Origin of the sequence: Paenibacillus sp. FSL H7-0918 (genome assembly GCF_038007025.1) — a bacterium.
In the GTDB taxonomy this organism is placed as follows: domain Bacteria; phylum Bacillota; class Bacilli; order Paenibacillales; family Paenibacillaceae; genus Paenibacillus_AQ; species Paenibacillus_AQ odorifer.
Genome location: NZ_JBBOWJ010000002.1, coordinates 482,959 through 508,495 on the forward strand (window position 1 = coordinate 482,959; position 25,537 = coordinate 508,495).

A 25,537-nucleotide genomic window follows, 5' to 3' on the forward strand; every position below is an offset into this window, starting at 1 on the left:
TGTGCCGCAAAGATACGTTAGCAATCTCTTGTTCACTTTAATGCTTAGAAAGCTGTAAGTTTTAACATCCCAGCAACGTGTGACTTCTCCAGACGCACATATAACAGGTCTAGCCGCAGTTCTTCTGTATACTCGTGAATCTTATCTATGATTTTCTCCGCTGTCGGCAAGTGAATCTCCGCAGCTTGTTCCTGTGTAATTTGAAACATGGCATTTTCATAAGCTGTAGTTGTTCGGAGACTTGTTAGAAGCTGATCTTCTTGCTCAACCAGCGATTCATACTTCTCTTGTAATATCGTCACAAGCACATTCCTCCAGACCGTAGGATCGCTTGATGTTTACCGTCTGCCTCGATCTGTCCATAACGATACGTTCCTTGATAAAATGCTTTACGATCTAGGATTCGTTTAACCTGTATTTTGGTGAAACTCTTCCCTTGTTCTGTTGTAAATCCTTCTTCATTCAACTTCTCGGCTAAAGCCGACAATGACCATATAGGGTATTGCTCTTTCAATTGAAATAGCCGCTGAACTGTGGCTGCCTTCTGTTCGTCAATGAATATTTGCTTTGATCCCCGCTTCCCTTTGTAACCAAAAGGAATACCTCCACCTGCAAACTTGCCTTCGGAAGCCTTTTTGTTTCGTCCACGTCCCAGCTTCATAGCAATCTCCAGCCGCTGATAAGCATCCAGCAATTCCATCAAACCGTTAATCAAGAAGTCAGACGGGTCTTTCTTAAAAATGCTATAGGTTGTTTGTTCAATACTCCGAATGTCGATATTGCGTTTTTTCAGTTCCCGATGGACAAGGACTTTGACAATATCACTTCTCCATAATCTGCTTGTATTCAGGACAACAACGTAATCTACCTTGTGACTCGATACATAGGTCAGCATGTCTTGGAAGCCCTCTCGTTCGACTTCTAAGGCTTCCTCGTCCACTTTCGCTCCACTGATGCCCTCGTCTGTAAAGACGTGAACCAGATGCCAACCCTGCTGCTCACAGTACGACTGAATCTCGTCTTGCTGGTAGGACAAGCTGTAGCCATCCTTCACTTGACCTTGTGTACTGACCCTCACATAGCCTATGACATTCATTAGGTTTACCTCCCCCGATAACCTTAGCGTTACATGAATTAGAATTGCTGTAACACCGCCGCTATGCACTCTTAAGAGTACATAGTAATTATAGTACCTTTAAGCGTATATATCAATGCTAGATTGGACACAATGTGATATAGTACGGTTAATAGTACGTTTTTACGTTGGAGGATTATTTTCCTATGAAATTAAAGATTCGCTTAAAAGAAATACTTGCTGAGAAAGGAATTTCTCAACGTCAACTCTCCATGCAAATGAACATTCGCTACGCAACCATCAATCATCTCTGTTCCGATTCAGTAGACAGAGTCTATATCCGAACGCTGGAAGCGATATGTGATGCCCTAGACATCTCCATCCATGAACTGATTGTTGAAGATTCGGAAGCTTAAGGTGTCTAAATGCAAGTCGGGTCGGGCGCTGGATGTGCTACACCCTATTCCTCAACAAGAATCATGCTTTTTGATGTAAACCACCCCCGGGTGTTTTCCTATCGTAATGGTGAACATTTCCCGGAAGGCAGGGGTTGTAATCTCTTTATTTTCAAGTACAATAGAGACTATGTTATTTTTATTTCATCCAGCATGTTGGACTTTTTATCGTTATCGGCAAAATAACGTGTCCATCGGTGAGGATGTGTCTTCTAGCTATTTATAGCAAGACGATCTAGGCAGTTCCCTTTGGGGATTGCTATTTTTTTTGCCATGGTTTTGCGATTGGCATACGTAGATGATGTATAAAGCTGCCTTAATACGGATTCATCAAACATGCTTTGCAGTAGTTGGAAACCAAGAACAGTTTCGATCTTGGATATGTTCTCTCTGTTCTCCATTAGCCAAGACAAATCCATATCGCTGACTTCCTCTGGATACTCAATCTGTACAAGTGTCCTCTCCATCGTGTAGTCAAAGAATGGTTTTTGGAGTAATTCTACTGCCTTTCTCGTTGGCGAGAATCTTCTAAGATCACTGTCGCTAGGTCGAACTTCTAGTCGCAGTATACCTTTAGAACGTTCAATAATCTCATTTGATTCTTCTTCCTTTCGAGTCTGCTTATGCTTATCATAAAGCATAATTCTGCTGCTCTTGTTCCGGTATTCAACGGTCTGATCTTGGTTATACGAAATAGTATTTTTATAAGCAAGCTGCTGCCTACTGAGCATCCGCACATATTCACCGACCTTCTTACCCACCTGAAAATTGCAACAGACATCACATCGGCTTATTATCCATTCAGAGTGTGGAATATACACATCAAAGAGATGGAGCAGCCTCTCTTGCAACTGTTCAAAAAACAAGGGAATGTCTGCTTCTGTGAGCATCGTAACGTTGTCTCCGTATAGAAACTTTGGCATGGATACTTGTACTGTGAGTGTTTGGCTATTCTCGATATACTTCATATATGGCAACTTTTCATCTTTTAACGTATAGCTTGTGTTCAATGCGCCTGTTTCTTTGCTATAGAATGTAGTTGAATTAGAGCTATAGTGATTCAATATAGCTGGATCAATAGGAATAGGTTTGCTTTCAGTATGATAGTGTCAAACATATGAAACCTTCTTTCATTTCTAGTAGTCTAAGATATTGGATGTGATTGGAGATGTTATAAGAATGAGAACCCACGGCTGGAGTCGGGCTATTGTTCAACTCGTGTCTATCTTTTTCATCGTGATCACCACCTCATTAAGGTTTTATTCCTGTTTCTTCAAACAGCTTGTCAAGTTTTTCAAAGAACTGTTTCTGTTCGTATTTTGCGTAATCTGGGTGGACTCCCCATTCGTTATCCCGGTGAACTAGATAATATAAGACCAATTCCAATGCTATCTTTTTATTACGATTCTGTTCTTGAAATACTGTAACTACATCTTCAAGCCGTTTAAAATTCTCATTTTCTTCGTCATTGACCAGTACTTCCAACTGTTCAATCAATCGTTCTTTTTTCTGCTCTTCATAGATATAGTCAACGAGCTGCCTATTATGCGAATAATGCTCTGTTGTTGTATATTCATATCCTTCGTCATCAACGCCTGTTATCTCAATTTCCTCATGTTCATCTGTTTTGGTTAAGTAAACCATAAGAATTTCCGACTTTTCGGATGGAAGCAACTCCTTCTGGAATAACGTTTTTTCCTCGATCCCAAATAACTCAGACAACTGCTCAAGACGTGGTTCAGGTATCTTCCGTCTTTCTTTGATCCAGTCCTGAAATGTTTGCTTGGATACCCCGATTGCTTCTGCTACCGATTTGTACTCCATGTGAAACGTGTCAGCTATAAATTGTAATCCGATCATCTCATTCACCGCCATACCTAGTATGTCTTACAAGATTGATTATATTATGCCATACCAAGAATGTCAATCACTTTTTCCAAAAGAAAAAGCCACGTGAAGTCTTTGACTCACACGTGGCTAATTTTAGTAAATGAATTGTTTCCATTTATAATCTAATCTTTCGGATGCTTCTTTAACCAATTAGGCATGAAAGCCTCACTAGTAGGAATTCCTTTGTAATATTCATGATACTCATCACTTTCCCATAACTTCTCAATTTCATCAGTCTGGTTTGATGGAAGTAATTGATTATTATTACGTTCAAAGATGTATCCGTTCTTGCATTCATTACACTTTACCGCAAACTTATTAGATGAAAATGTAGAGTAGATGGAAAGTTCGTGTCCACAGTTAGGGCAGTAAACGCCATATCGACGTTCAATAAGTCTTCTTAAATTCATATTTAGTCACCTACACCAAATAATTTTTTAATCATTTCTGCTTGTTCTGGTGTTGGTTGTGCCCAGCCATTAGCTGAAGCATACCCCGAACCACGAACACTCCACTGTCCATCATAATAAGATAATCCAAATCCTAAGTCTCCTTTTGTAAGTCCCAACTGCTTATGACTTAAAAAAGCACCATAATTCTCCGGTTGAACAAAAGCATCAATTTGACCATTCGCTCTGAGAATTCCAATTATTGGTCTGTTACTACTAACAGCACTACTTGCCAAACTCTCCAGCTTAGGGACAGCTTTAATAATATTAGCAGCACCCATCGAAGCTACTAAACTTGGTGCTTTTAGAATTAATTTAGTTACTCCTGCCGCAGTCCCCATAGCGCCTTGCAAATTAAAAAGCGCTTCTGCATAATTCCTACCGTAAGCATATGACTCATCTTTTGATGGATTACCGTTAAAAATATGATCAGCATGGTCAATCAAATAATTAAAGGGTTCTATGAATGCACTGCCAAAAGCGTTCCCTAAATCCCCTAAACTTATATTACCATTATACAGCCCCTTACCAACTCCATAAATGGATTTATATGTTTGAGACTTAAATAACGCAGATGCTGTACTTCCAGCAATATTTAAAAACCCATCTTGTGAACCTCTACTGATGTACCAGTACGTTTTAAAAGACATATGTCCCGTCGGATCAACATATATCAGTGGATTATTTTCTACATACGTATACAAGTTCAAACTCAGCGGATTATCAATCTGCCCCTCGTACGTATCCTCATTTAAAAAACGCCTCATACTCGGATCATAATACCGTGCCCGTAGATAGTATAGTCCTGTCTCTTCATCATACACTTCCCCTGTGTACTTGAATGGGTTTAGTGTTTCTTCTTTTTGTGGTAATGTTGCCACACACATCGTAGGCGTAGCTATTCACTACTGCGCCACTCGTATCTACCTTCTGTACAATATCGCCGTGACCATTGTACAGATAATAGTAATCTTTACTAGTGGTCTTGTCTTTCTTCACCAAAACTCGGTCGCCTCGGACATACGTGGATTTCTACACGATATTATTCCCATTTAACCTTTCTTCCGTAATAAACTGTCCATTTAAATCATAGTTTACTTGCGTATGTGTGTTACCTTTTCTCATTATCGCACGAAGTCCGCCAGCAACAATTGAATATAAAGATCATATATTTCTTTGTATGTCATAAAACAACCCTCAGCAGTTACAAAGTTAATTTTCTGAATATGCTTTTTTATGTTCATTTAGCCCAACTACTTGAATTAACAAAAAAGCAACTCCCTTGTTGGCAAGTCACTTTTAAAACACTCTATAGTGAATCTTTAGTTATTATCTAAGATCCTACCGCTTCGCCTTATAAAACTCATGATACAGCTTCATAAGCGCCCTTTTCTCTATCCTCGAAACATAACTCCGCGAGATCCCCAACTCCTTAGCAATTTCCCGCTGTGTCCGCTCTTCTCCACCTGTATCCAATCCAAACCGCCCCACGACAACTTCTTTTTCCCGGTCATCCAGAATATCAAGGTTACGATAAATCTTACTCTTTTCGATCTTCAGATCTACTTCTTTAATGACATCATCCGCTTCGGAGCCAAGGATATCGATAAGTGTAATTTCATTACCTTCTTTGTCTGTCCCAATTGGATCATGCAGGGATACGTCTTTACGAGTTTTCTTCAAGGATCTTAGGTGCATCAGGATTTCGTTCTCAATACAACGGGCAGCAAAAGTGGCTAGCTTTGTCCCTTTGTTCGGACGATAACTCTCAATAGCTTTAATCAGGCCGATGGTGCCGATGGAGATCAGATCCTCCATGTCTTCTCCGGTGTTATCGAATTTTTTCACTATATGGGCAACGAGCCGCAAATTATGCTCAATCAACAAATTGCGGGCCTTGGCATCTCCCTCAGCCATCATCCCTAAGTATCGGCTTTCCTCCTGCTCCGAGAGCGGTTGTGGAAATGCATTATTCCTTACGTATGATACCAGCAGCGTCAGTTCTTTGATCAGCAACGCAATCGTGCTTAAGAATCCAGGCAACTTGGCGACACCTCCCGCACTTGTACAATGAAACCGATCTGTTTGCCTTACGGGTTCATGGTCATCCTTATTGTATGTGGGCGTGCGCCTAGAAGTGCCTGTACGGGGGAAATTGTACAACCACAGAAATTTATTTTTCATACGAGAAATCAGTCATACTCTACTCAATTACTTGTCTTTTTAACACAATGTTGTTAGCGGTAATTCTCACTCTCTTCTGATAATAAATTCCGCTTCACTAGACGTAAGAACCTTTATGATGTCCTTATCAAAAGTAACCTTCAAAATAGACTCAGGTGATTGTTCAAGAATACCACCGCAAGAATCTCCCGACGGATCACCGTATACAGCCGAAGCCAGCCAGTGGATTCCAGGCTCAAGGAAAGTCGTCAGTGTAGGCAAAACAGTCCGGGGATGAAGCAGGTTTGTGTTGGCATTAGGCCAAATTAGCTCAGCCTTTTCGTAGCCGATCAAACCCTTGACTCCGCTTATTCCCCTTGCTGTAGATACTGCCGCGGTTGTAAGGCCGATCTGCTGTTCCACCCCCGCTTCCTGACCAAGCGCGAAGCCGCCCTCTGCGGCGTCCAACGGTCGTCCGGTCTCGATCCGGTGTATCCGAATATGCCAGGGCAGCCCAGCAACGATCCAGGTCCGAACCTCCACATTAGTCCATGGCTTCCAGACGGAGTGCAGCACATTGTCCACAATTCTTGACTCCATATTCCGCCGTCTGACCCGATATAAGTTGTCCCCGCTCTCACTTAGAGCGAGCATGGAATCAAATGCCCCTTGAGACAATCCCCATTCGGAGCGGGGTACGCTGAACCCGAAGCCTGTTGAGTATACGAATTTCTCATACTTGGCAGACGTGTGGGTATGTTCATTCGTATATAGATGACCACTGTTGAAGGCAGCCACATGGCCGGAAGCAGGTTCGCGGACAATGACAAGATGCGCAGGCTTCTGGACTATAACTGCAGGAATATCCGGCAGCGGCAGTTCTTCTTCCTTCCAGAATGGATGCTCCGCGCTGAGAGCTAATGGCAGGAATGTCTTTAACGCCCAGTAGGGGGAACCGGGAGCGTTATAATTCTCCGCCATGACCAAGTTGGGATAGGTATAACCAATCGTCAGTACGCCTCCGGCATCAAAGATCGGCTGGCTGAACCACCAGCGCAAATTGCGCAGTACTAATCCTTTGACCACACCTACAGGGAATCCTTCAACGCCTGCATAGACGAGTGCGCTCCAGAAAGCAGACTGGGCAAAGCGGTAGGTTAAGCTCCTTCCATAAGGAAGGGCAGATCCATCCGGAGCGAACCAGCCCAACAATTCGGTGGCAAAAAGCCGGGCCCGTTCTTTGAACACCTGTGAACGTTCCGGGTCCTCCTGTTCCATCAGCTTCGCGTACAGTAGCGCATAATAATGGATGGCAAAAGGAACATAATAATCGCTATGCCCGTTAATTCCATCACTGTACCAGCCATCACCCAGATAGAAATCATCCATTCGCTTCAGATTGTTCTCCAGCTGCTCCGCGTCGTAGGGTCGGCCGATTCTGCGGAATCCGACATTAACCAGCACGTTGAAGAACAGCCAGTTGCAGTCATAGCAAGGATGGGAATTAATCTGATTCAGCCAGCTGTACAATTGCTCCTGTTCCTTCTGGGTAAGTGGTGACCAGATCTGTTCAGGAATGGCGGCTAAGGCGAAACCGAAGACCGCCATCTCTACCAGACGCTGGTCATAATCTTGAACTTCACCCCAGTATTCTTCATGGGCAGGATCCGTGCCGTGGCGTATGCCATTCAGCACAGTATCCCAAAGCCCGTTTTCTCCGCCTCCCATGAGCAGGGGCACTAAGCCCCACAATACCCGGGAGAAACCTTCCATTTCTGCAGTTGCTGCTGAATAGCTGGCTCCTGTTCCGCCGATTGCCAGCCGTGCGCCGCCTCTGCTGTAGAGCGGCCGAAGCGGATCTGTAAGCTGTTCAAGAGCAGAGACCAGATCCTCCCGGGTCTTTAGCGGATTTTTAGCAATAGTCGTAAAAGTCTTTTCAGTCTGCATTATATGCCCCCTATTCCCAGTAGAACGGTCCGGCTTCTTTTAGCCGGGCTAGCGCTTCGACATAGAAGAAATCACCATAGATAAGCGGAACATCTATATTCCGATCTTCAGGATAGTTACTCGTACCATGAAGCAGCAATCCTTCTTCTTCTGCATTGTCCCAAGTTCCATAATTCCGATAAAGGGATTCAGTAATTCTTATAGCCCCGTTCCGATACACATGAGCCTCCGAGTCGTCCACCTGGCTAGCTAACAACAGCAAGCCACTCGCTGCACAGGAACCAGCAGAGCTATCACGAATCTCGCCAACTTCACCGGGAGCACGGAAATCCCAATGTGGAACGTGATCTTCGGGCAGACGGGTCAAGAAGAAATGCGCGACCTGCTTGGCTGCATTAAGATAACTCTGCTTGCCCGTATGATGATAGGCCAATGACAGTCCGTAGAGCGCCCAGGCTGCCCCGCGCGACCAAGCCGACTCGGGCGCATAACCTTGCCCGCCAAGCTTTTCAACCACTTCGCCCGATTCCGGGTTAAATTTGACGATGTGATAAACCGAACCATCCGGCCGGATGAAATGCTCCAGCACCGTATCCATATGCGCCTCAGCGATATGCCGATAACGTGGATCCCCTGTTACTTCGGAAGCCCAAAAAAGCAGGCTGGTATTCATACAGCAATCGATAATGGCTACCCCGCTGTTATCCTCGCCTTCACTCCATGGATTCCAGGCCCGGATGTAGCGTCCTTTCAGATTGAAGCGGGCCGCCAGATAGTTGGCTGCCTTCAACGCCCGGACTCGTGATGCTTCTCTGCCCGTGAGCTTGTAGTTCGCAACACTGGTCAACAGCCACATAAAACCTAGGTCATGGTCCAGCTTCACATAACCATCCAGCACCTCGTCAAGACGTTCCTCACACTGCTCAGCAATCGCTTTCAAATCCTCATCACCACTCTCAGCATAGAGCTGCCAGAGCATTCCCGGCCAAAAGCCAGCCGTCCACCAGTTTGGTGCTTCAAGCACGTATTTGCCGCCTTGACTCGCATGGGGGAATTCTGCACCGATTCTTCGACTGTTCGTTCTAGTCTTCTCCAAGGCTTTGCCCCAAGCCTCGTCTACCCAAGCTTGCTTTACTAATCTACTCATCTAAATCCCGCCTTTATTCGAATTAGCCTCTACCCTCTGATAGAGGACTTTTTATAAGCTCAGGCCCATCTTTTATAGAAATTGAAAAGTGAATACCAGTTTGCCCACCGCGCCAAGCTGAAGCACATGGAAGTCCAGACTATACCAGAGCTTCTCCATACCAAAATGATCCCGGTACACATGCACAGTAATCTCCGGCTCAACTTTCAGTGAATCGTAAGTCACTTCAACGCCGCGAGCCGTAGTCCCCGGCAGCAGCAAGGTACCCGGATGAAGGAGCTTCGGCTCACGCCAGGTGACAAACCGCTCCGTCCAGCTCGCCGGAATTCCCGCATACCGGTAAGTGTCTGTAAGCTCCAGCCGAGGACATTCCTCTTTATGCCAGACGAACGAACGGATTAAGGACTGTAGTCCTGTTACCTGATACGCCTGTGTCAGATCCAGTGTCAGCTCATCATTCTCCTCCGCCGATGCATGCAGCACTGTGGAGCTGAACGCCCGACCGGCCAGCTGATACTGGCCATCAATGATCGGCAGCGAATGACCCTGCGATCCATTGCAGTCATACTGGTAACGGCCAGCCCCAAAATAATCAGCAGTATACTCTCCGCTTCCAAGATCGGATGCGTAGATCTCTCCCCGGCCGCTCAGAATGAAATGTCCCAGATCATTATGGTTATGCGGTTCAGCATTGTGCCCGCCCTTGGCGGCGAATCCGAATGAACCCGCCTCCGACACATAACGCGAGACAAGCCAAGCGGCATCAGGGAGATAATAGCTGGCGGCTCGCCAAGCTTCGTCCTCCTTGCCAGCCCTGGTCCAGATCAGATTGCGGAAAGCCGGTGCAAAGCGGCTGCAATGATCTTCAGTGTAAGGAGCGCGCAAAGCGGATGGGGGGCGTTCGACATCCGTACAGACTTCCGCCAGATAATGGGACAATCCCATATGTACTAGCACCTGAGGCACTGAATCAGAGAAATTGGCTACATGACTTCCGTCAATGAAACATTTTTGTTGGAAGCGCGCGATTTGCGCTACCTTCTCTTGGTTGAACCAGTCCAGTCTGCCTGCGCTTCTGGAACAGAGGAGATCGCTATAATAAGTGAAATAACCAAACCCATAATTCCAGTACCCAAGGCCTTCCAGACAAGCACCGTCCTCACCGAACCCTTCCAGGTAATACAACATGGCGCGCTCTGTCCTCAGCAGAATATCCGAAAGCATGGCTGGGTCCTCCACAGACAGCAAGGCAGCAGCCCCGATTGATCCCGCACAGACCGCTGCCCAATTATGCCGCGCTGTCTCCCAATCATAAGGACCATTTTCAAGAAATGGACGAAACAGTCTCCGCTCTACTTCATGGTGGATTCGGGATCTCAGAAGCTGCGAAAGTCGTTCCCCGAGCAAAAGTAAAACTTCACTTAAAGTAAATCCGGTCTCGGAAGAAAACAGATCAATATACCGGTTGATATCAGCTGCATTATGATCCGCTGGGAGGTGGGCCGGAAGACACCAGGTGTACTCATCGCAAATAGCCCAGAGGATGTCCTCCAGCTTCTCCAGTACTTCCGGATGATCCGGCTCCAGCAAAGCCAGAAATACATAAGTATTCAGCCTTCTTCTCCGTTCAAAATAGACCCGTTCATATTCCAGCCTTGAACCCGTACGCGAATAAATGGAAAATAACGTATACGACATTTCAGGTATAGACTGCCCGTCCAGCCTTACCGCCTCCGCGCGGATCTCGCTGATATCTGCCTGTAGTACTCCCGATGATAACGCCCGTTTCCAAAAAGCAGCCGCATCCCCCTTTGGATAATACAAGCTCAGATCGACTGGCTTCATTTCATGCACTATTTCCAAAAGCATCTGTTTATTCATGCCTTTTTTCCTCCTTAAAGGTCAGTCAGATCCGCGAAGCATCTTATTCTTCACTAATATGGCTGAATACTTTTTATTCCAAGGCATGATCTCTCATAACATCCTCACCGGCTGCAATTTTTAGTGAAGTCCATTTCATCTCTTCCCCTGACCAGAATGGATCAGAAGGGAGCAGCCCCAGCGGGAGGAATACGGAGGCGCATAAATAAAGACTGCCTGTATTGATATAGCTCTCCGCAAGCTCCGGCTGATAACCGTATACCCCCGGACGTAGCCATCCGGACTCATCCAACGTACCCGGATATTCCATAATTCGCGTAATCACAGCTGTCAAAGCGCAGCGTACCTGTGCAGGGGGCAATGCTTCCTCCAAAAAATGCTGCAGCGCCGCCTGCGACAGCAGTTGAAACGCCCCAAAACGGTAAACGATCGAACGCCCGATAAAGGGATAGGTTCCATCCGGTGCAATGATCCGTTCGAGAACAGTAGCGTATCGCTGTGCCCGTTGCTGAATCAGCGGTTTCAATGCGGAATATTGCTCCGACTCCAGTTCAAAAAGTGCTACCACATCCACCAGCATCGGCTGAATAACAAAGCTGTTGTAATAATCCCAGTGAAAGTCCTTGCCATCCCCGTAAACTCCGTCGCCCTTATACCAATCCATGAACATATGGACCGCATAGCCAACGCGCATCCGGTCATATTCAGGATCGCCAAGTATATACAAAGCGGCTTCCACCATTGCGCTGAACAGCAGCCAGTTGCTGCCGCTTGGCGCTGTCCGGCGTGTCTGCTTCAGCGCTGTTATTACATTGCCTTTGACCCGCGCACTCAGCTTGCCGGCAAGCTGCTTTGGTGCACGCACCAGCGCATGTGCCAGGAATGCCGCATCAACCAGCGGTTGGCCTTCAGCCTTGAATTCCATATAGTCAGGTGAATTCGGATCAACAGCGGCATCAATGGCTTCCAGCATTAGCCCGGCATAACGGGCTCTAAGCTGTTCTTCCTCACCCTCAAGTCCCTCTAGCTCAAGCCAAGGGGCCATTCCGCATGCCAATCTCGCAAAAGCCTCCAAATGGGCAAACTGGCTCCGGTCACTATGAAACTTTGTAGGCAACTGTTCCTTTAATTTCCGCTCAGCCAAAGCATTCAGCACAGGCCCCCCGATCAGCAGCATTGTATCCAGCCAGTATTTACGCTGTTCCTTCCCATTCATGCACAATTCCACCCTTTCAATTGCATCTAATCAGCTACAGCTACTTCTCTTGCCTACCGCCTGAATCTTGTTATATTGCGTAATCTTCTACTATAGTTTAGTGTTGTATTATTGCAATGTCTTTGCGAATAATGATGTTTTATTGCGTATATTGTGATCAATCTGAAAGGGGCAATTCCAATGAAGCATGCCCAGTATTATGAGCCGTTCGATGGAGATATTCTGGCAGGTATCGGAAATTCGCCGATCTCACCTACCAGGGATTTCCACATCCATGACCACTATGAAATTTTCCTGTTCTTGGGCGGCAAGGTGAACGGTTTTGTAGATCAGTTCAGCTATCCCCTGCAGCGGGGCAATGTCCTGTTGTTCAACAATCACGAGATTCATAAAATCATCAATTTATCTCCGGAGCCCTATGAACGGTTGACAATCCATTTCAAAGCTCCACTTGTCTATCCCTTCTGTACCGCAACTACAAATCTGCTCGCTTGTTTCCAGAACCGCCAGCCCGGAGAGCATAATCTCGCGCAAATGGATGAACCGCTGATTGAAGAGTATACAGTCCTTGCTTCCCGCCTGATTGAGACATTAGAGAATCAGCAGTACGGGAGTGAAGTTCTGGCTCTGACCTACCTGGTTCAGATCCTCGTCCTCATCAATGAGCTGTACAGCCGCACCCGATCTACCGTGCCCAGCATCATTTCCTCACATATTCAATCAGCCATGAGCTATATCGACAACCACTTGCATCTAAATCTGTCACTGGAGCAAATCGCTGGAGAACTGAACGTCGATAAATATTATCTCAGCCATCTGTTCAAACAGCAGACAGGCGGAACCATCTACCGTTACGTCTTGCTCAAAAAAATTGCGTTATCCAAGCAGCTATTGTCCGCCGGGAACTCCGTATCCGATACCTGCTATCTGTCCGGCTTTAACGATTATGCCAATTTCATCCGTACCTTCAAGAACATCACGGGCATTCCACCCGGAAAATATAGTAAAAGAAGCTGAGCTCTAAAACTCAAATTCAAGGATTTTTCAAAAAAGATGCAATCGCTACTGCGGTGAATAGTTGGACTTCCGGCCGCTGTTTTCCTAAGCACTCCCCCGCCTCTCCAAATCTATAAAGAACCTGGCAGCCCGCTTAATGCAGCCTGCCAGGTTCTTTGAAATGCTACTTACAAATATCCCAGCAGATTGGAGATAACTTGCGCACCTTCGGCACGGGTCATCGTCTCTTGTGGCGCGAATTGCTTATTGCCGCGTCCCTTGATCAGTCCCGCCTGTTCGGCGATGTTTGCTGCGTTCTTCGCCCAGTCATGAATCCGGGAATAATCACTGAACGATCCTACAGCAGGTTCATTGGTCTCGCTTCCCTGCAAATATTCATAAGCACGAACGATCATCACAGCCATTTCCTCGCGGGTAATGCTCTGATCCGGGGCGAACGAATCCGCACTGCGTCCGAGCACGATACCCGTTCCGCTAACAGCTGCAACGGCGTCGGCATACCAGGCTTTGGAATCCACATCACCAAATGTTGCATGGCTTCCTGCCTTAAGCCCAAGCGCGCGTGCAATCATAGCAGCGAATTGTGCCCTAGTTACATCCCCTTGCGGATTAAACTCCGTACTGGAAATGCCTTCAATAATATGCTTCGCAGCCATGGTCTTAATCACATTGCTGGCCCAGCTATTACTGCTGACATCTGTGAACAGCTTATCGTATTCCAGGACTGCATACTGGCTGAAATGCCGTATTTCAGCAGTCCATTTACCATTAGTCAACGTTCCGCCCATGAATTCAAGCGCACCATTTGCAGAAATATAGTAGCTGCCGAGCAAGCTTGTATTGGCATCCGGATCTACGTTGAACGTAAGTGTCAACGGTTTATCAAAAGCAGTTACCGTTACAGCAGTGCCGTTCGCAGCAACAACCTCCAAGCTGAAGTTAATCACATCACTCGCCGCAGATAAATGTACGGAACCATTAACAGCCGGATTATTGATTAACTGTTCCACAGCATCTCTGGATACCTTCACTGCTGAGAGCTTAATTTGCGCCCCCTCCGTTTGACCTCCAGTAGCTTTTTCTTGAATGCTCTTCAGCACTTCTGGGGTCAGATCGATAGCAACCTTACTCCAAGCCAGACGTAGAGTGTTCTCTCCGATGATTCCTGATAGTCCTGCTGGAAGGAGCACGGATTCTGTAGCTTCAGTAAGCTGAACCGTTATTACTCCTCCAACCGGTGCCGTGAAATCCTTTGGATCAAGAACCTTTTCGGTCTGCGGCAGCGGTGTTGGCGTTGGGGACGGGGTGACTGCTGGTGTCGGTGCTACCGTCCACACTGGTGCTTCCGTTGGCGCCGGCGTAGATGTTGGTGCTGTTGTTGGCTCCGGTTCCGGCGTCGATGTCGGTGTTGGTGTTGGTGTTGGTGTTGGTGTCACTACCGGAGGTTGCTCTGCTTCGCCCACTGTCACGGTTCTAGTCACTTCGATAGCCGCGTTGCCCGCCGCATCACTCACATTATAATGATAGGTGTAGATGCCTGCCGCCTTAGTGTCCAGTGCCAGCACATTCTCCTCATTCTTCGTAATCGTTGCTACAATGTGCTCCGTAATGTCGCCGTCACGGTCATCTACCGCTGTCGCTCCGGCATCCATATAGCTTGCGCCATTTTCCAGTTGAATGGACGGTTCACCAAGCAGTGTAATCACCGGCTTCATTACATCCGGATCAAGTGCAACGACTACTTTTCTTGTCACTTCTTCAGCCTCATTGCCCGCAGTATCGCTGACATTATAATGGAAGGTATAAATATCAGCTTTCGCTGTATCGAGAGCAGTCAAGCCGTATACTTCACTGCTAACTGTTGTTGTTATACGGTCTGTAATATCACCATCCTTGTCATCATAAGCAGTCGCTCCTGCATCTGTATATTCAGAACCGATGTGCAAATTCACTGTCGCATCACCTAACAGAGTAATCAAAGGCTGAACAGTATCCGGCTCCGGCAGCTTGATTGTTCCGCTCGCTGAACTGTCCGCTGTAGCCTCTCCCTTACTAAGTGATACCGTAAAGCTGAAGCTGCCGTTAGTCTCATCGGTTGCTTCTTGGAAGGAAGACAAGGTAATCTCACCGATCGTAACTCCGGTATCATTGAGACCGGGCAGAGCGCCTATCGTCTGCAGCAGCCAAGTCTGGACAGCTTCTTCGCTGTTTGCCACTTCCTTCTGCACGCTGTATACCGCACCTTCTATGATACTCTTAGCCTCATTTACAGCCTGCTCATTAGCAACACTGGCTTTATCTCTAGCTACAGCCACATAGCTGATCAATGCAGCCTGATTGCCTGAATACGTATTGTTTATTGAGTATTTCACAGTACCGCTCACCGGAAGCGTGAAGTCATAGTTAATCATAGCGCCATTAGGACCTGCGACGAGTCCGGTTCGGACCGATTTGGTCACTTCTTTCCCTTCAGCGTCGATATAGCTAAGCGTAATATCCATCGTGCGGTTGGTGTTGTTCCACCAGTCCCGATGGAATGACGTAATCGTATATTTGCCTGCGTTCAAAGGGAGCAGGTATACAAGTGGATTATTTTTTGTATCCGAACCATAAACACCTGTCTGACTTTTATCAGAAGGAACTACAGCACCACCAAGCCCCTTAAGGAGGTACTTAGTACTGGTATGCCCCCATACCCCATTGCCTGTCGAAGGCTGATCCGCCTTGTTATTAAGCAAGCTGTCACCTACAAAATCCTTGATTAATGTATACGGCGGCGTGATACCGTCCACCGATACACCAGCATCGAGGAAGTATAAGAGCCCCTCCGGCACCACTTCCACATAACAAGTTGTTTTCAGATTTCCATAAGTGCCGGTTACAGCTACCCGTTCATACGGATTGTTGAAGCTGGCCGCATTTACATTCCACTTTACTGATACCAGCAATTTGGATCCGTCTGCCCGAGTGGCTTCCACCTTGTCTGGAAGATCCGGCAGTTTTCCGGCATAAGTAGCCAAATCCTGAGGAGCGACAAGCTCCCGTATATCTCCCGTAGTCAACTGGTTCTGGGCGGAGATCAGGCGTGCTTCAAGCTGAGTAACTCCTTCCTGATCCAATTTGTATAAAATAGGATTATCCAGTGCTCCCTGTGCATCGCTCTGTGCATCTACGAAGAGCTGCCAGTCTCTGTCCGAATATTCATCCTGTTTGTTCATTTCTTTCGCGGCTGTTACCGCCGCCTGAAGAGCAGCAGTATCTACAGTACCAGTTACTTCCCCGGAAACAACCGCCACCGCGTCGACAACCAAGGTGCCGCTTACCACCTTTATCTGCACATGGTGCTGGCCATATTTAAGCCCGCGGAGTGCGTACGTCTGGTACAGCTCCTTGGAAGCTACTGTATCAGCCAATAGAGCAATAACTTTTCCGTCCACCGTTACCTCAAGCTTCGCCGATCCGTTATTCGCTCCTAGAATATCCAGTCCGGTGCCTTCAAACGTATATTCCATTGCAGCGTCTACAGCCTGGCTGGTAGAAAGAGAACGCTGGTAAATGTACATGCCCGCTCCATTTATATGGCTCCACGACCCGGTATATATCAGTTTAGGATTCGGAGCCGCAGCCAGGTCATACATTTCAAGATTGTCTAGAAGCTCTGAATAATACGGCGTGTAGCCCTCAACCTTCTCCACCTTCAAATTATCGAAGCGGACGTGATAGTAGCCGCTGGCCAGATCTACCCGGCCGGACAATTCAGGAGTAGGGTCGGTATAGGAAGCCAGCTTCACCCCATCCAGATAGGCAGTCACTTTATCACCTGCAACCTGAACGGCAATATTATGCCATGCGTCATATGCGGTATCGAATCCGTCGATCTTCACGCCGCCGGAACCGTTCGCGGCATTTCCGCTCGCAACTGCGCTATTGTTGACCAGCAGCTGCCAGCCGCCGTCGAACCAGAATTTCAGCACATACGGTGTACCGGTTATGGAGTGGGAACTGCCACCTCCCTGATAACGGGCGCCTATCGCAGCATAATTGGCTCCGCCCTGAGTATTGTTTGTTTCGAACGATACATCAACACTGGCCTTGTAGTTCATCCACCGGTTGTCGCCGATGGCCGTTACGGGATCTCCGCTGTTCCATGTGCCGCCAAGCCCCATGGTTCCCGTGTCCAGCTGCTGCCGCAGGACATAATTGTCTGAACCGTCCGGAAGATAGGCCTCAAATGCCCCGTTGCGGTCATGGGTATAACGCGGGATAACGCTTTGGGAACCGCCGCGGGATTCGATATAGCTCTGGGTACCCTCAGATTGACCGCCTGCACCAATCTTCACAACAGTCTGCTTGGAATAGTCAAAATCATCAGCGTACAGAATGTTGTCCCCAGTACTGTGTCCTGCTCCTGTAGCATCAGTATCCAGTACGGTACGCTCGCCTTCTACAGGCAGCGGTGTATTATATTCTTCTTTGTCCTTGTTCTTCAAAGTAGACACAGTCACGGTCGAATACGGTTTAACCTTAACGGTATACACCCCGCTGCCATCAGCAGTGGCATCACCGAGATACTGCATATAATTGCTGTTGAACGCTTCTCCTGCATCAGCGGCACGGGTTTCCCATACTTCCATGGATGGATTACCCGTATAAGCCATATTGACTGTCTGCAGCTTGTAGATTTTGGAATACTCGCTATCGTTCACGATAACCGTCGAGAAATCTTTTTTATCAGGTGCTGCAAGGGTTATATAGCTAGGGGAACCGTTGCGGCCGCTGACCGGATTGGTGCCTGTCGCACCTGTAGAGCTGGCTTGAGGAACCGCTCGCCAGATCCCAGCAGTATTATCCTCGTTCTCCCAGCCTACATTCGCAAACCAGCTGTAATGCTGCAGAGTGACAAGACCCGCATCATAATGAATCCATCCCGACCACGGATCGCGCATGCTGACCAATTCCTTGAAGGAATATTGTCCGCCTTCATAAAAGGAACCAATGGCTGGCTGGTAAATAAAGTGTGTCCGGCGGGAGTTAACGAATCCTTTAATAATCGTGTTACTCATCTCCAGCGGACTGCCGACACCACCAATGCCGGTTCCTGCCACTGTAGGATCTTTCATATTGTTGTTGGGACGGAAAGAGGAATTACTGAAGGTAGACTGCGCCTCGCTGTTCCAAACCTCAATATCATATTGTTCTGCAAGTTTTTTGAAATTGCCTGCGCTGTCGTCGTCCGTGTTGTAGTGGTATCCAGCGATCGGCACAGCTTCCCGCAGAGAAGGATCACTCACCATACTGGCACCGAAGCTGCCAATCCCGACTTCATCGGATATCACAGACTTGATCCGGTTGTACAGTTCCCGCTCTTCGGTGCTGTTGAAGCCTTCGCTGTCAGTCTTGACTCTCTCAGCGTACTGTTTGGTCCACGCCAAATCTGGAGCGTGCTCGTTGATATAAGGATTAACGTAATCGGCCATATAACCGTATTCACGATAAGCGGCCAGAATGGTTTTTTTGTACCAGGTATAGATTTTGTCGTTGTTATTCGCCCAGGCCGGAGCACTCCATCTCAGGATGCTCACTTTAAGATCAGGGTTCACTGCCTTGGCATCTGCGGCAAGCTGGAAGCCGGGATGCCGGGTAACATTTGCCTCTTCATCGGCCGTACGCATAGTCGCCGGGTCAGGTCCCGTGGAGTTATTGCGGTCATTGCCCATCTCGATTTTCACATGCGTCATGAGCGGATGTTCTCCACCGAACAAGATCTGTAGCATTTCTGCATAAGCCTCTGGATACTCTGACTTATAGTCCATCAAAAGCGCACTGGTGCTGTTAGCGCTTAGTACGCCAAATCCCTTGAATGTGAGGCCGTTGACATTGTCAGCTTGGATATCGTTGCCGTCAAGCAGAACCTTGACCATAGAAGCTGCGCTCTGTGTAGCCTCTTCGATCTGTTTCTTGATTCCGCCCTTGGTAACGGCGAACCAGCTCAAAATAGGTTTTTCGTCAGCAACATAGGCGTAAGTCAACGTCATTGGACTACTAACGTCAATGTCTCCAGGAATGGTGAATTCGCCGGAAATTAGTTTAGTCACATTAGTGTTGAACTGGTCAAACAAGATGTTCTTGGTTGCCCCGCTAGCATCCTTATACTCGATCTGAGGACGTATTACACGGGAGCGGCTGCCGTACCAATCATGGAAACCGCTGCTGAGCGTATAGGTTCCAGCTTCAAGCGCTTTTAATTTATACACGATATGATTGCTGGCAGGGTCGGCACGAAGTCCGACAGTCCATAGGGACGGATCGGTGGCTGGATCGGTAAGTCCCCCGTCTTTGGAATTCTTGACCTTGTTTACGGAATCATCAAATCCCCAGTCCGCCGTACCGCTGATATACTTCTGGTCGGGTGACTGGTTGAGCAAATCGCTGCCGCTCAGCGTGCGGACCGCTTCGTACAGCGGCGAGGAAGTAGGCCCATTGCCTACGGAATCGCCCCCTCTACCGCTATCCACAAAGTAAACCAACGGATTACTTGCGGGCGGAATAACTTCAACACTGGCTACGACCGGCCTCCCGTTTGCTGTACCGCTGACGGTCACGGCATCGTATGGCACGGCAAAGGTATCTGCTCCAATATTCCAGTTCACTGCTGTGCTCTGGCCTCCGATATCAATGCTGGCTGGCAGCGTTGTATCTGCAATTGTTGTAGCCCCCATATGGGCGGCAGCGTAGATAGAATTTACGGTAGCAGCAGAGGCTGCAGGCAGAGTGAATGCCGGAAACATCCCAACTACGAGCGCAGTAGTCATCGTTATTGAGAAAAGCCTTTTTCGAAAGTGCTTTCTGTTCATTCTCTTCTCCTCCTTTGATGGCCAATAATAAAAGAAAGCGTATTCATTTTATTGTTAAATGAATAATTACTAGAGTTATACAGATCCCTTTGACTTATAAAAAAACCTGGCAGCCTATGAAGCATGCAACTGCCAGGTCAAATACGGTTCTAGCCCTTAATGCCCGATGCTGCAACACCTTGTACAAAGTACTTTTGCAGAGCCAGGAAAACAATTACAACCGGAATAATGGACACCACACTCGCGGCCATAATCAGGCCATATTCGGCGGAATATTGCGAGATGAACATTCTTAGTCCGATTTGGATAGTCTTGAGTTTCGTATCTGTCAGATAAATCATTGGCCCCAGGAAGTCATTCCAGGTGGCGACGAAGGTGAAGATCGTCAATGTAGACAAGGCTGGCTTGGACAGCGGCAGCATGATTCGCGCCCAAATTCCATATTCGCTCAAGCCGTCAATACGGGCAGCTTCGCATAATTCATCCGGAACACCTTGATAGAACTGGCGCATCAGAAATACTCCAAATGCCGAGAATGCCTGCAGCAGTATGATTGCCAAATGCGTATTGTTAAGTCCCATGTAACGCATCAGGATAAATTGCGGCACCATGTAAGCCTGCCAAGGGATCGCAATCGTTGCAATATATCCAAGGAATAGAATGTTTTTTCCCCGGAAATGCAGTTTGGAGAACGCGTACGCAGCAAAGCTGGAAGTCAGTAGTTGTAGAATCGTTACGATAATCGATAGTTTCGCCGTATTGTAAATAAAACGGCCCAGCGGAATGCGTGTCCAGATATCCGCGAAATTCTCCCAGCGCGGATTCTGTGGAATCCACTGCATTGGGAAGGAAAAGACATCTTTGTTCATCTTGAGTGAAGAAGACAACATCCATATATACGGAACCAGCATCGCCAGTACTGTCGCAAACAACAAAATATACACAAGAACCATAATGCTGATTCGAAGTCCTTTACTTTTACCAACCATATCTTTTGAATCCTCCTATTGTCCGTATTTCTTCTCGCCGCGGAACTGGACGATGGTGATGCCAAGTACCAGCAGAAACAATACAATGGCCATGGCGCTGGCATATCCGTAATCAAGCGAGCGGAACGCCGTATTGTAGATTTGATACACCATAACCCTTGTAGAATCATTCAACTGGTTATCGGCGCCGGCAAATAGGTTGATAAAGATATCGTAGACTTTGAACGAATTGATGACTAGAATCATCAGAACAAAGAAAGAGGTAGGCGCCAGTTGAGGGACCGTCACATTGCGGAATCTTCTCCACGCGCCCGCACCATCAAGTTCAGCAGCCTCATACAATTCAGGGTTGATGCCCTGAAGACCTGCCAAGTAAATAACCATGTAATAACCCATGTTTTTCCACACTGTAAACAGTATTACTGTGAACATCGCCCAGTGTTTATCCGCTGCCCAGCGGGGAAGATCCTCCAGCGGGATACCGGTAAGGGTATGCAGGATATTGTTGATCGGACCCATCGTAGGACTGAAGATAAAGTTCCATACGGCAGCAACGGCTACCAGGGATGCTACATAAGGGAAAAAGAATACGGTTCTCATGAAATTGCGGGCCATTATCTTCTGATTAAGCAGAATCGCCAGCGCCAGCGCGACAATCATGGTGAACGGTACTACGCCAATAGTGTAAACAATGGTATTCCATAATGCTTTGTGAAATGTTGTATCTCTGATCAACCGGGTGAAATTGTCCAGCCCGATAAACTTCATTGGATTGGCCCCGTCCCATTTCACAAAAGCAAGGATAAAGGCAAAAAACATAGGTACCAGTGTAAACAGGGCAAATCCGATAAAGTTCGGCGCAATGAAGCTGTAAGCTACCAGGTTTTCCCGGACACCTTTTGACAAATGACGTTTAGGGATCTTTTTTGTACCCAATATGGTTTCGTTCTGCATTCTTTCTCCTCCAAACCTTCTAAAACTTTCCCCACAAATCTATAGTTTTTAATATAAAAGGCGGGCTTTCACCCGCCCTTAGAACCGGCTCTCTTAAGGTTAATTATTCAAGAGCTGCTGTACGCGAGCATTCATATCATCCAAACCTTCGTCAATCGAAGCATTTTTAGTCATAATATTGTCATGCGCTTCATTCAAAATAACTTCGATGTCTGCGCTCTTTTCATGCATAGGCATTTCCAGATAAGTCTTAACAGTAGTCAGTGCCGCTTTGCTGTTCTCATCCGTAGGGAAGCCCTCGATGGAAGTAATGGAATTGATAACTTCATCATTCTTAATCGCTGGAATGGTTCCGGTGGAAGCAATGACTTTAGCTCCTTCTTCACCAGTCACGAATTTCATGAAATCAAGTGCTGCTTCTTTATGTTTGGATTTCTGATTTACAGCTAGGGAAGTAATTGTACCCAGGGTTGTACCGGCTTCCACACCATCCGGATGAGGGTATTTCGCAATGCCCCAGTTAGCCGATTGGGACTCGCCGCTCTTCACTTTCTCAATTTGTGTAGCGATAAACCAGCTGCCCATGTTCATAGTAGCAACGGAATTATTGTAGAATACGCCAGAATAGTGCGTGCTTGAAGTCTTCAGTGTGGCGTAATCCATTACGATGCCGTCTTCCTGTTCTTTCAGGATCCGCTCATAGGTTGGCTTCAAGAAATCGTAGTTTCCGTCAACAACAGTGTTCTTGCCGTCCAGAATACCGAACAGTTGAACCGCACTACGCCAAGTATGGTAGTGAGCTCCGTACACTTTTTCAGAACCGCTGCCAGATGTCATTTTTCTGGCCAACTCATCATATTGCTCGAATGTCATATCATTGCTTGGATATTCCACGCCTGCTTTGTCGAACAAATCTTTATTGTAGTAGAGAATCCAGAAATCGCTGCGGAAAGGAAGCGCATACACCTCATCGTTCACTTCGATTTGTTCTACAGTACCTCCATATACCGAAGGATCAATAGCGTTGCCACTCATAAAGCTTTTAAGCGGCTCCAGGTGATTCTGTTTCACAAGGTTCGAGTAGCCCGGAATATCTTTAATTGTAAGTACGTCCAGATCTGCGCCACCGGACAGTTGTGTGCTTAACATGGTCATATAGTCCGTCGACCCCAGATCGACATATTCGATTGTTACATTCGGATGCTCAGCTTTATAGGCATCGATTAGCGGCTTGTAGTAAGCGGTAGCTTCCCAATCCCACAAGGCCCATTTCAAAGTCACAGGCTCCTGGCTCGGTTCAGCGGAAGCGTTTGCAGAATTCCCCGTTGCTGGAGCTGTCGTTGCAGCAGCACCTTCGTTGTTGTTATTACCAGAACATCCAGCCAACAGACTCATGGAGAATACTGTGGCGAGGGTTATGCCATAGAATCTTTTCAGTTTCATTTAAATATCCCCTTTTCTTCTGATTGTGTAACTACGATCGGCTCTTCTGAGCTTAGTTCAAAGTTTATAGCTTTTTTCGCAAGAATGGCATGCATTATCAAACAAAGTTCATTCACTTTTCTGTGTTCTTCTTCCCTGCTCCGGTTCAAACCTGTAATTTTCTATCTAAAACATGTAAAATATTCAGCTTATGTACCTCCCCCTGTATCGGAACGCAGGAATATGCTATGGTATATGAAAACGCTTTATATGTTTTCACATTTTGTAGAGGAGTGTTAAATACGGTAAGAAAATCCACCATTAAAAGTCGCATTATTCTGCTCATGGCCGTATTCGCACTGCTGATAGCGTCGCTGTTGTCTTTTTTTAGCTATGAATTAATTACTTATTATCAGCGTAAAACAACCATCCAGGCGACCGAATTCAATCTGCAGCTGGTATCCCATATTATTGAACAGGATTTAATTGATCTGTCATCGCTGGCGATGACCTGCAGCACTAACTCTTCTACTAATACCCTGATCACAGACTACTTCAGCTCACCTAAGGCTAGCTCTAAGGAAGCAGTTAATGTATTCAACTCGATGCAGCAGGACTTCCTGAACAACCGCTCCAACAGCTATGCCCGCCGTCTGATTGTTACGGATAGCAACGGAAAGTTTCTGCAGGTGGATAAAACCGGCACCTCTGTTCCGCTTACCATACACAATATCGGTCAAATTACCGGCCTTAGCAACGATGCCGAGGAGAAATGGGACCGGGTGATCAAGGACCCGCTCTCCAACACAAACGGAATTCCTTTTGTTTTTCCTATTTACGGCAAAGGAGCTTCCCGCGTTGGAACAGTGTACCTGTTAGCGAATACCACTGTTATTACCGACAAGCTGAAAGGGTACTCCCTGCCGAAGAATTCCCGGCTGCTGCTGACGCTCGGCAATCATCATTATCAGCTCATCGGCGATCAGGTCATCGCCATTGCAGAGCCGTATGAACCGGTGGCCTATACCAATGATAAACCTGTCGGTCCACAAACTGAGCTGTCCATGGTCAAGCTCGAGGACGAGAAAGAGAGCCATATCGTGGTATCTTATCCCGTACGCAGCGGAGTCATTCTGTCACAGACTTTATCCAATGACCTGTTCGCTCCCAAGACAAATATATGGATTCTGGTTATGCTCGGCGTCTGTCTCCTAGTTATTGTCTTAAGCGCTATCATTACGCTGTATCTGACCCGTACCATCAGTCTTCCGGTGGAAAAACTGAAGAAGCGGATTGATAAGATCGCCCAGGGCAATTTCCTGCTGGACCGCAATATCGAATGGAACAGCGAGCTTGGCGATGTCGGCCGGGGCATTAACCGCCTGTCCCAAGATATCGTAGCGCTTATGGACAGCCGGCTCGCTGACGAGAAACAGAAGCAGGAGCTGGAATACCGGATGCTGCAGAGTCAGATCAATCCCCATTTCCTGTACAACACACTGAATTCGATCAAATGGATGGCTACAATTCAGAATGCTACCGGCATCGCGGAAATGACCACTTCACTATCCAGACTGCTGCGCAGCATCGCCAAAGACAACCGTAGACTAATGCCGATGAAAGATGAGCTGAGCCTGCTGGATGATTATTTTCTAATTCAGAAATACCGCTATGGCAGTACGGTCTCTATGGTAAAGGAGATTGACAACGAGGAACTGCTAACCGGCCTAATTCCACGATTCACGCTCCAGCCCCTGGTCGAGAACGCCATCTTCCATGGCATTGAGCCCAAAGGCAGAGGAGAAATTCTCATTAAGGTGGCCAAAAGTGGATTCGCCGATATTCTAGTTACGATTGAAGACAACGGTATAGGGATGAAGGAAGAAGAAATCTCCACGATTCTGACGAATCCAGGTAATGGAAGCAAAGAAATGCCCGAGAATATTGGACTCCGCAGCGTAAATGAACGTTTGCGCCTGGCATTTGGGGATAATTACGGTCTTTCGATTGAGAGTGAGTCGGGCCAATATACCCGGATGAAGATTCTTCTGCCGTTCCTGCAAAAGGAATAGAGTAGC

General features: G+C 47.0%; 18 protein-coding genes. 3 read left to right on the forward strand and 15 right to left on the reverse strand.

From position 1 onward, the window contains the following. Positions 1-44: 44 nt before the first annotated feature. Positions 45-302, reverse strand: a complete 258-nt coding sequence (locus tag MHI15_RS16095) for a hypothetical protein (RefSeq protein WP_341164601.1) — start codon at positions 300-302, stop codon at positions 45-47. Beyond that, positions 299-1,096: a recombinase family protein gene (locus tag MHI15_RS16100; protein ID WP_341164602.1), complete on the reverse strand. Its 798-nt coding sequence runs from the start codon at positions 1,094-1,096 to the stop codon at positions 299-301. The genes MHI15_RS16095 and MHI15_RS16100 overlap by 4 nt, the downstream gene beginning before the upstream one ends. Positions 1,097-1,281: 185 nt before the next feature. On the opposite strand from MHI15_RS16100, the gene MHI15_RS16105 reads away from it, so the two are divergent. Next, positions 1,282-1,491, forward strand: a complete 210-nt coding sequence (locus MHI15_RS16105; protein WP_076305686.1) for a helix-turn-helix domain-containing protein — start codon at positions 1,282-1,284, stop codon at positions 1,489-1,491. A 251-nt stretch (positions 1,492-1,742) separates the two neighbouring features. Here the strand turns inward: MHI15_RS16105 and MHI15_RS16110 are convergent, their stop codons facing one another. The 9 genes from MHI15_RS16110 to MHI15_RS16155 form a co-directional block, all read right to left on the reverse strand. Beyond that, the gene (locus MHI15_RS16110; protein WP_341164603.1) at positions 1,743-2,498 is read right to left on the reverse strand and encodes a hypothetical protein; all 756 of its coding nucleotides are present in this window, start codon (positions 2,496-2,498) and stop codon (positions 1,743-1,745) included. Between the two features lie 283 nt (positions 2,499-2,781). Beyond that, a complete protein-coding gene (locus tag MHI15_RS16115) occupies positions 2,782-3,390 on the reverse strand; it encodes a helix-turn-helix domain-containing protein (protein WP_341164604.1) in 609 nt (202 codons plus the stop codon). A 152-nt stretch (positions 3,391-3,542) separates the two neighbouring features. Continuing rightward, a complete protein-coding gene (locus tag MHI15_RS16120) occupies positions 3,543-3,830 on the reverse strand; it encodes a hypothetical protein (protein ID WP_341164605.1) in 288 nt (95 codons plus the stop codon). A gap of 2 nt (positions 3,831-3,832) precedes the next feature. Next, positions 3,833-4,750 (reverse strand): RHS repeat-associated core domain-containing protein, encoded by a 918-nt coding sequence (locus MHI15_RS16125; RefSeq protein ID WP_341164606.1) that lies wholly within the window; start codon positions 4,748-4,750, stop codon positions 3,833-3,835. A gap of 460 nt (positions 4,751-5,210) precedes the next feature. Further along, positions 5,211-5,912 (reverse strand): RNA polymerase sporulation sigma factor SigK, encoded by a 702-nt coding sequence (gene sigK, locus MHI15_RS16135; RefSeq protein WP_036675850.1) that lies wholly within the window; start codon positions 5,910-5,912, stop codon positions 5,211-5,213. A 207-nt stretch (positions 5,913-6,119) separates the two neighbouring features. After that, a complete protein-coding gene (locus tag MHI15_RS16140) occupies positions 6,120-7,979 on the reverse strand; it encodes a DUF2264 domain-containing protein (protein ID WP_341164607.1) in 1,860 nt (619 codons plus the stop codon). 10 nt (positions 7,980-7,989) lie between these two features. After that, the gene (locus MHI15_RS16145; protein WP_076185373.1) at positions 7,990-9,126 is read right to left on the reverse strand and encodes a glycoside hydrolase family 88 protein; all 1,137 of its coding nucleotides are present in this window, start codon (positions 9,124-9,126) and stop codon (positions 7,990-7,992) included. A gap of 72 nt (positions 9,127-9,198) precedes the next feature. Continuing rightward, positions 9,199-11,007, reverse strand: coding sequence for a hypothetical protein (locus tag MHI15_RS16150; protein WP_341164608.1), 1,809 nt, complete (start codon positions 11,005-11,007; stop codon positions 9,199-9,201). Between the two features lie 73 nt (positions 11,008-11,080). Further along, positions 11,081-12,223 carry a DUF2264 domain-containing protein gene (locus tag MHI15_RS16155; protein ID WP_340034129.1) on the reverse strand — a complete coding sequence of 381 codons (1,143 nt, stop codon included), beginning with the start codon at positions 12,221-12,223 and terminating at the stop codon, positions 11,081-11,083. Between the two features lie 180 nt (positions 12,224-12,403). On the opposite strand from MHI15_RS16155, the gene MHI15_RS16160 reads away from it, so the two are divergent. Next, on the forward strand, positions 12,404-13,240 hold the full coding sequence (locus MHI15_RS16160; protein ID WP_051490882.1) for a helix-turn-helix domain-containing protein: 837 nt from the start codon (positions 12,404-12,406) through the stop codon (positions 13,238-13,240). Positions 13,241-13,407: 167 nt separating this feature from the next. On the opposite strand, the gene MHI15_RS16165 is transcribed toward MHI15_RS16160, so the two are convergent. The 4 genes from MHI15_RS16165 to MHI15_RS16180 all read right to left on the reverse strand — a co-directional run bounded on the left by MHI15_RS16165 (position 13,408) and on the right by MHI15_RS16180 (position 23,480). Continuing rightward, positions 13,408-20,094 (reverse strand): S-layer homology domain-containing protein, encoded by a 6,687-nt coding sequence (locus tag MHI15_RS16165; RefSeq protein WP_341164609.1) that lies wholly within the window; start codon positions 20,092-20,094, stop codon positions 13,408-13,410. Positions 20,095-20,243: 149 nt separating this feature from the next. Further along, entirely contained in the window at positions 20,244-21,083 is an 840-nt protein-coding gene (locus tag MHI15_RS16170; RefSeq protein ID WP_081383301.1) for a carbohydrate ABC transporter permease, read from the reverse strand. A 15-nt stretch (positions 21,084-21,098) separates the two neighbouring features. Further along, positions 21,099-22,037 (reverse strand): carbohydrate ABC transporter permease, encoded by a 939-nt coding sequence (locus MHI15_RS16175; protein ID WP_036675858.1) that lies wholly within the window; start codon positions 22,035-22,037, stop codon positions 21,099-21,101. Positions 22,038-22,136: 99 nt separating this feature from the next. Continuing rightward, positions 22,137-23,480: an ABC transporter substrate-binding protein gene (locus MHI15_RS16180; RefSeq protein WP_036675860.1), complete on the reverse strand. Its 1,344-nt coding sequence runs from the start codon at positions 23,478-23,480 to the stop codon at positions 22,137-22,139. A gap of 323 nt (positions 23,481-23,803) precedes the next feature. On the opposite strand from MHI15_RS16180, the gene MHI15_RS16185 reads away from it, so the two are divergent. Further along, positions 23,804-25,531: a sensor histidine kinase gene (locus MHI15_RS16185; RefSeq protein WP_254848786.1), complete on the forward strand. Its 1,728-nt coding sequence runs from the start codon at positions 23,804-23,806 to the stop codon at positions 25,529-25,531. Positions 25,532-25,537: the final 6 nt, after the last annotated feature.

Bases quoted from the DNA above. Each gene is read 5' to 3' on its own strand.
- MHI15_RS16155 (WP_340034129.1), bottom strand. From the start codon at position 12,223: ATGAATGGGAAGGAACAGCGTAAATACTGGCTGGATACAATGCTGCTG.
- MHI15_RS16110 (WP_341164603.1), bottom strand. From the start codon at position 2,498: ATGAAGTATATCGAGAATAGCCAAACACTCACAGTACAAGTATCCATG.
- MHI15_RS16100 (WP_341164602.1), bottom strand. From the start codon at position 1,096: ATGAATGTCATAGGCTATGTGAGGGTCAGTACACAAGGTCAAGTGAAG.
- MHI15_RS16175 (WP_036675858.1), bottom strand. From the start codon at position 22,037: ATGCAGAACGAAACCATATTGGGTACAAAAAAGATCCCTAAACGTCAT.
- MHI15_RS16170 (WP_081383301.1), bottom strand. From the start codon at position 21,083: ATGGTTGGTAAAAGTAAAGGACTTCGAATCAGCATTATGGTTCTTGTG.
- MHI15_RS16185 (WP_254848786.1), top strand. From the start codon at position 23,804: ATGGCCGTATTCGCACTGCTGATAGCGTCGCTGTTGTCTTTTTTTAGC.
- MHI15_RS16145 (WP_076185373.1), bottom strand. From the start codon at position 9,126: ATGAGTAGATTAGTAAAGCAAGCTTGGGTAGACGAGGCTTGGGGCAAA.
- MHI15_RS16115 (WP_341164604.1), bottom strand. From the start codon at position 3,390: ATGATCGGATTACAATTTATAGCTGACACGTTTCACATGGAGTACAAA.
- MHI15_RS16150 (WP_341164608.1), bottom strand. From the start codon at position 11,007: ATGAATAAACAGATGCTTTTGGAAATAGTGCATGAAATGAAGCCAGTC.
- MHI15_RS16120 (WP_341164605.1), bottom strand. From the start codon at position 3,830: ATGAATTTAAGAAGACTTATTGAACGTCGATATGGCGTTTACTGCCCT.
- MHI15_RS16165 (WP_341164609.1), bottom strand. From the start codon at position 20,094: ATGAACAGAAAGCACTTTCGAAAAAGGCTTTTCTCAATAACGATGACT.
- MHI15_RS16140 (WP_341164607.1), bottom strand. From the start codon at position 7,979: ATGCAGACTGAAAAGACTTTTACGACTATTGCTAAAAATCCGCTAAAG.
- MHI15_RS16105 (WP_076305686.1), top strand. From the start codon at position 1,282: ATGAAATTAAAGATTCGCTTAAAAGAAATACTTGCTGAGAAAGGAATT.
- MHI15_RS16160 (WP_051490882.1), top strand. From the start codon at position 12,404: ATGAAGCATGCCCAGTATTATGAGCCGTTCGATGGAGATATTCTGGCA.
- MHI15_RS16180 (WP_036675860.1), bottom strand. From the start codon at position 23,480: ATGAAACTGAAAAGATTCTATGGCATAACCCTCGCCACAGTATTCTCC.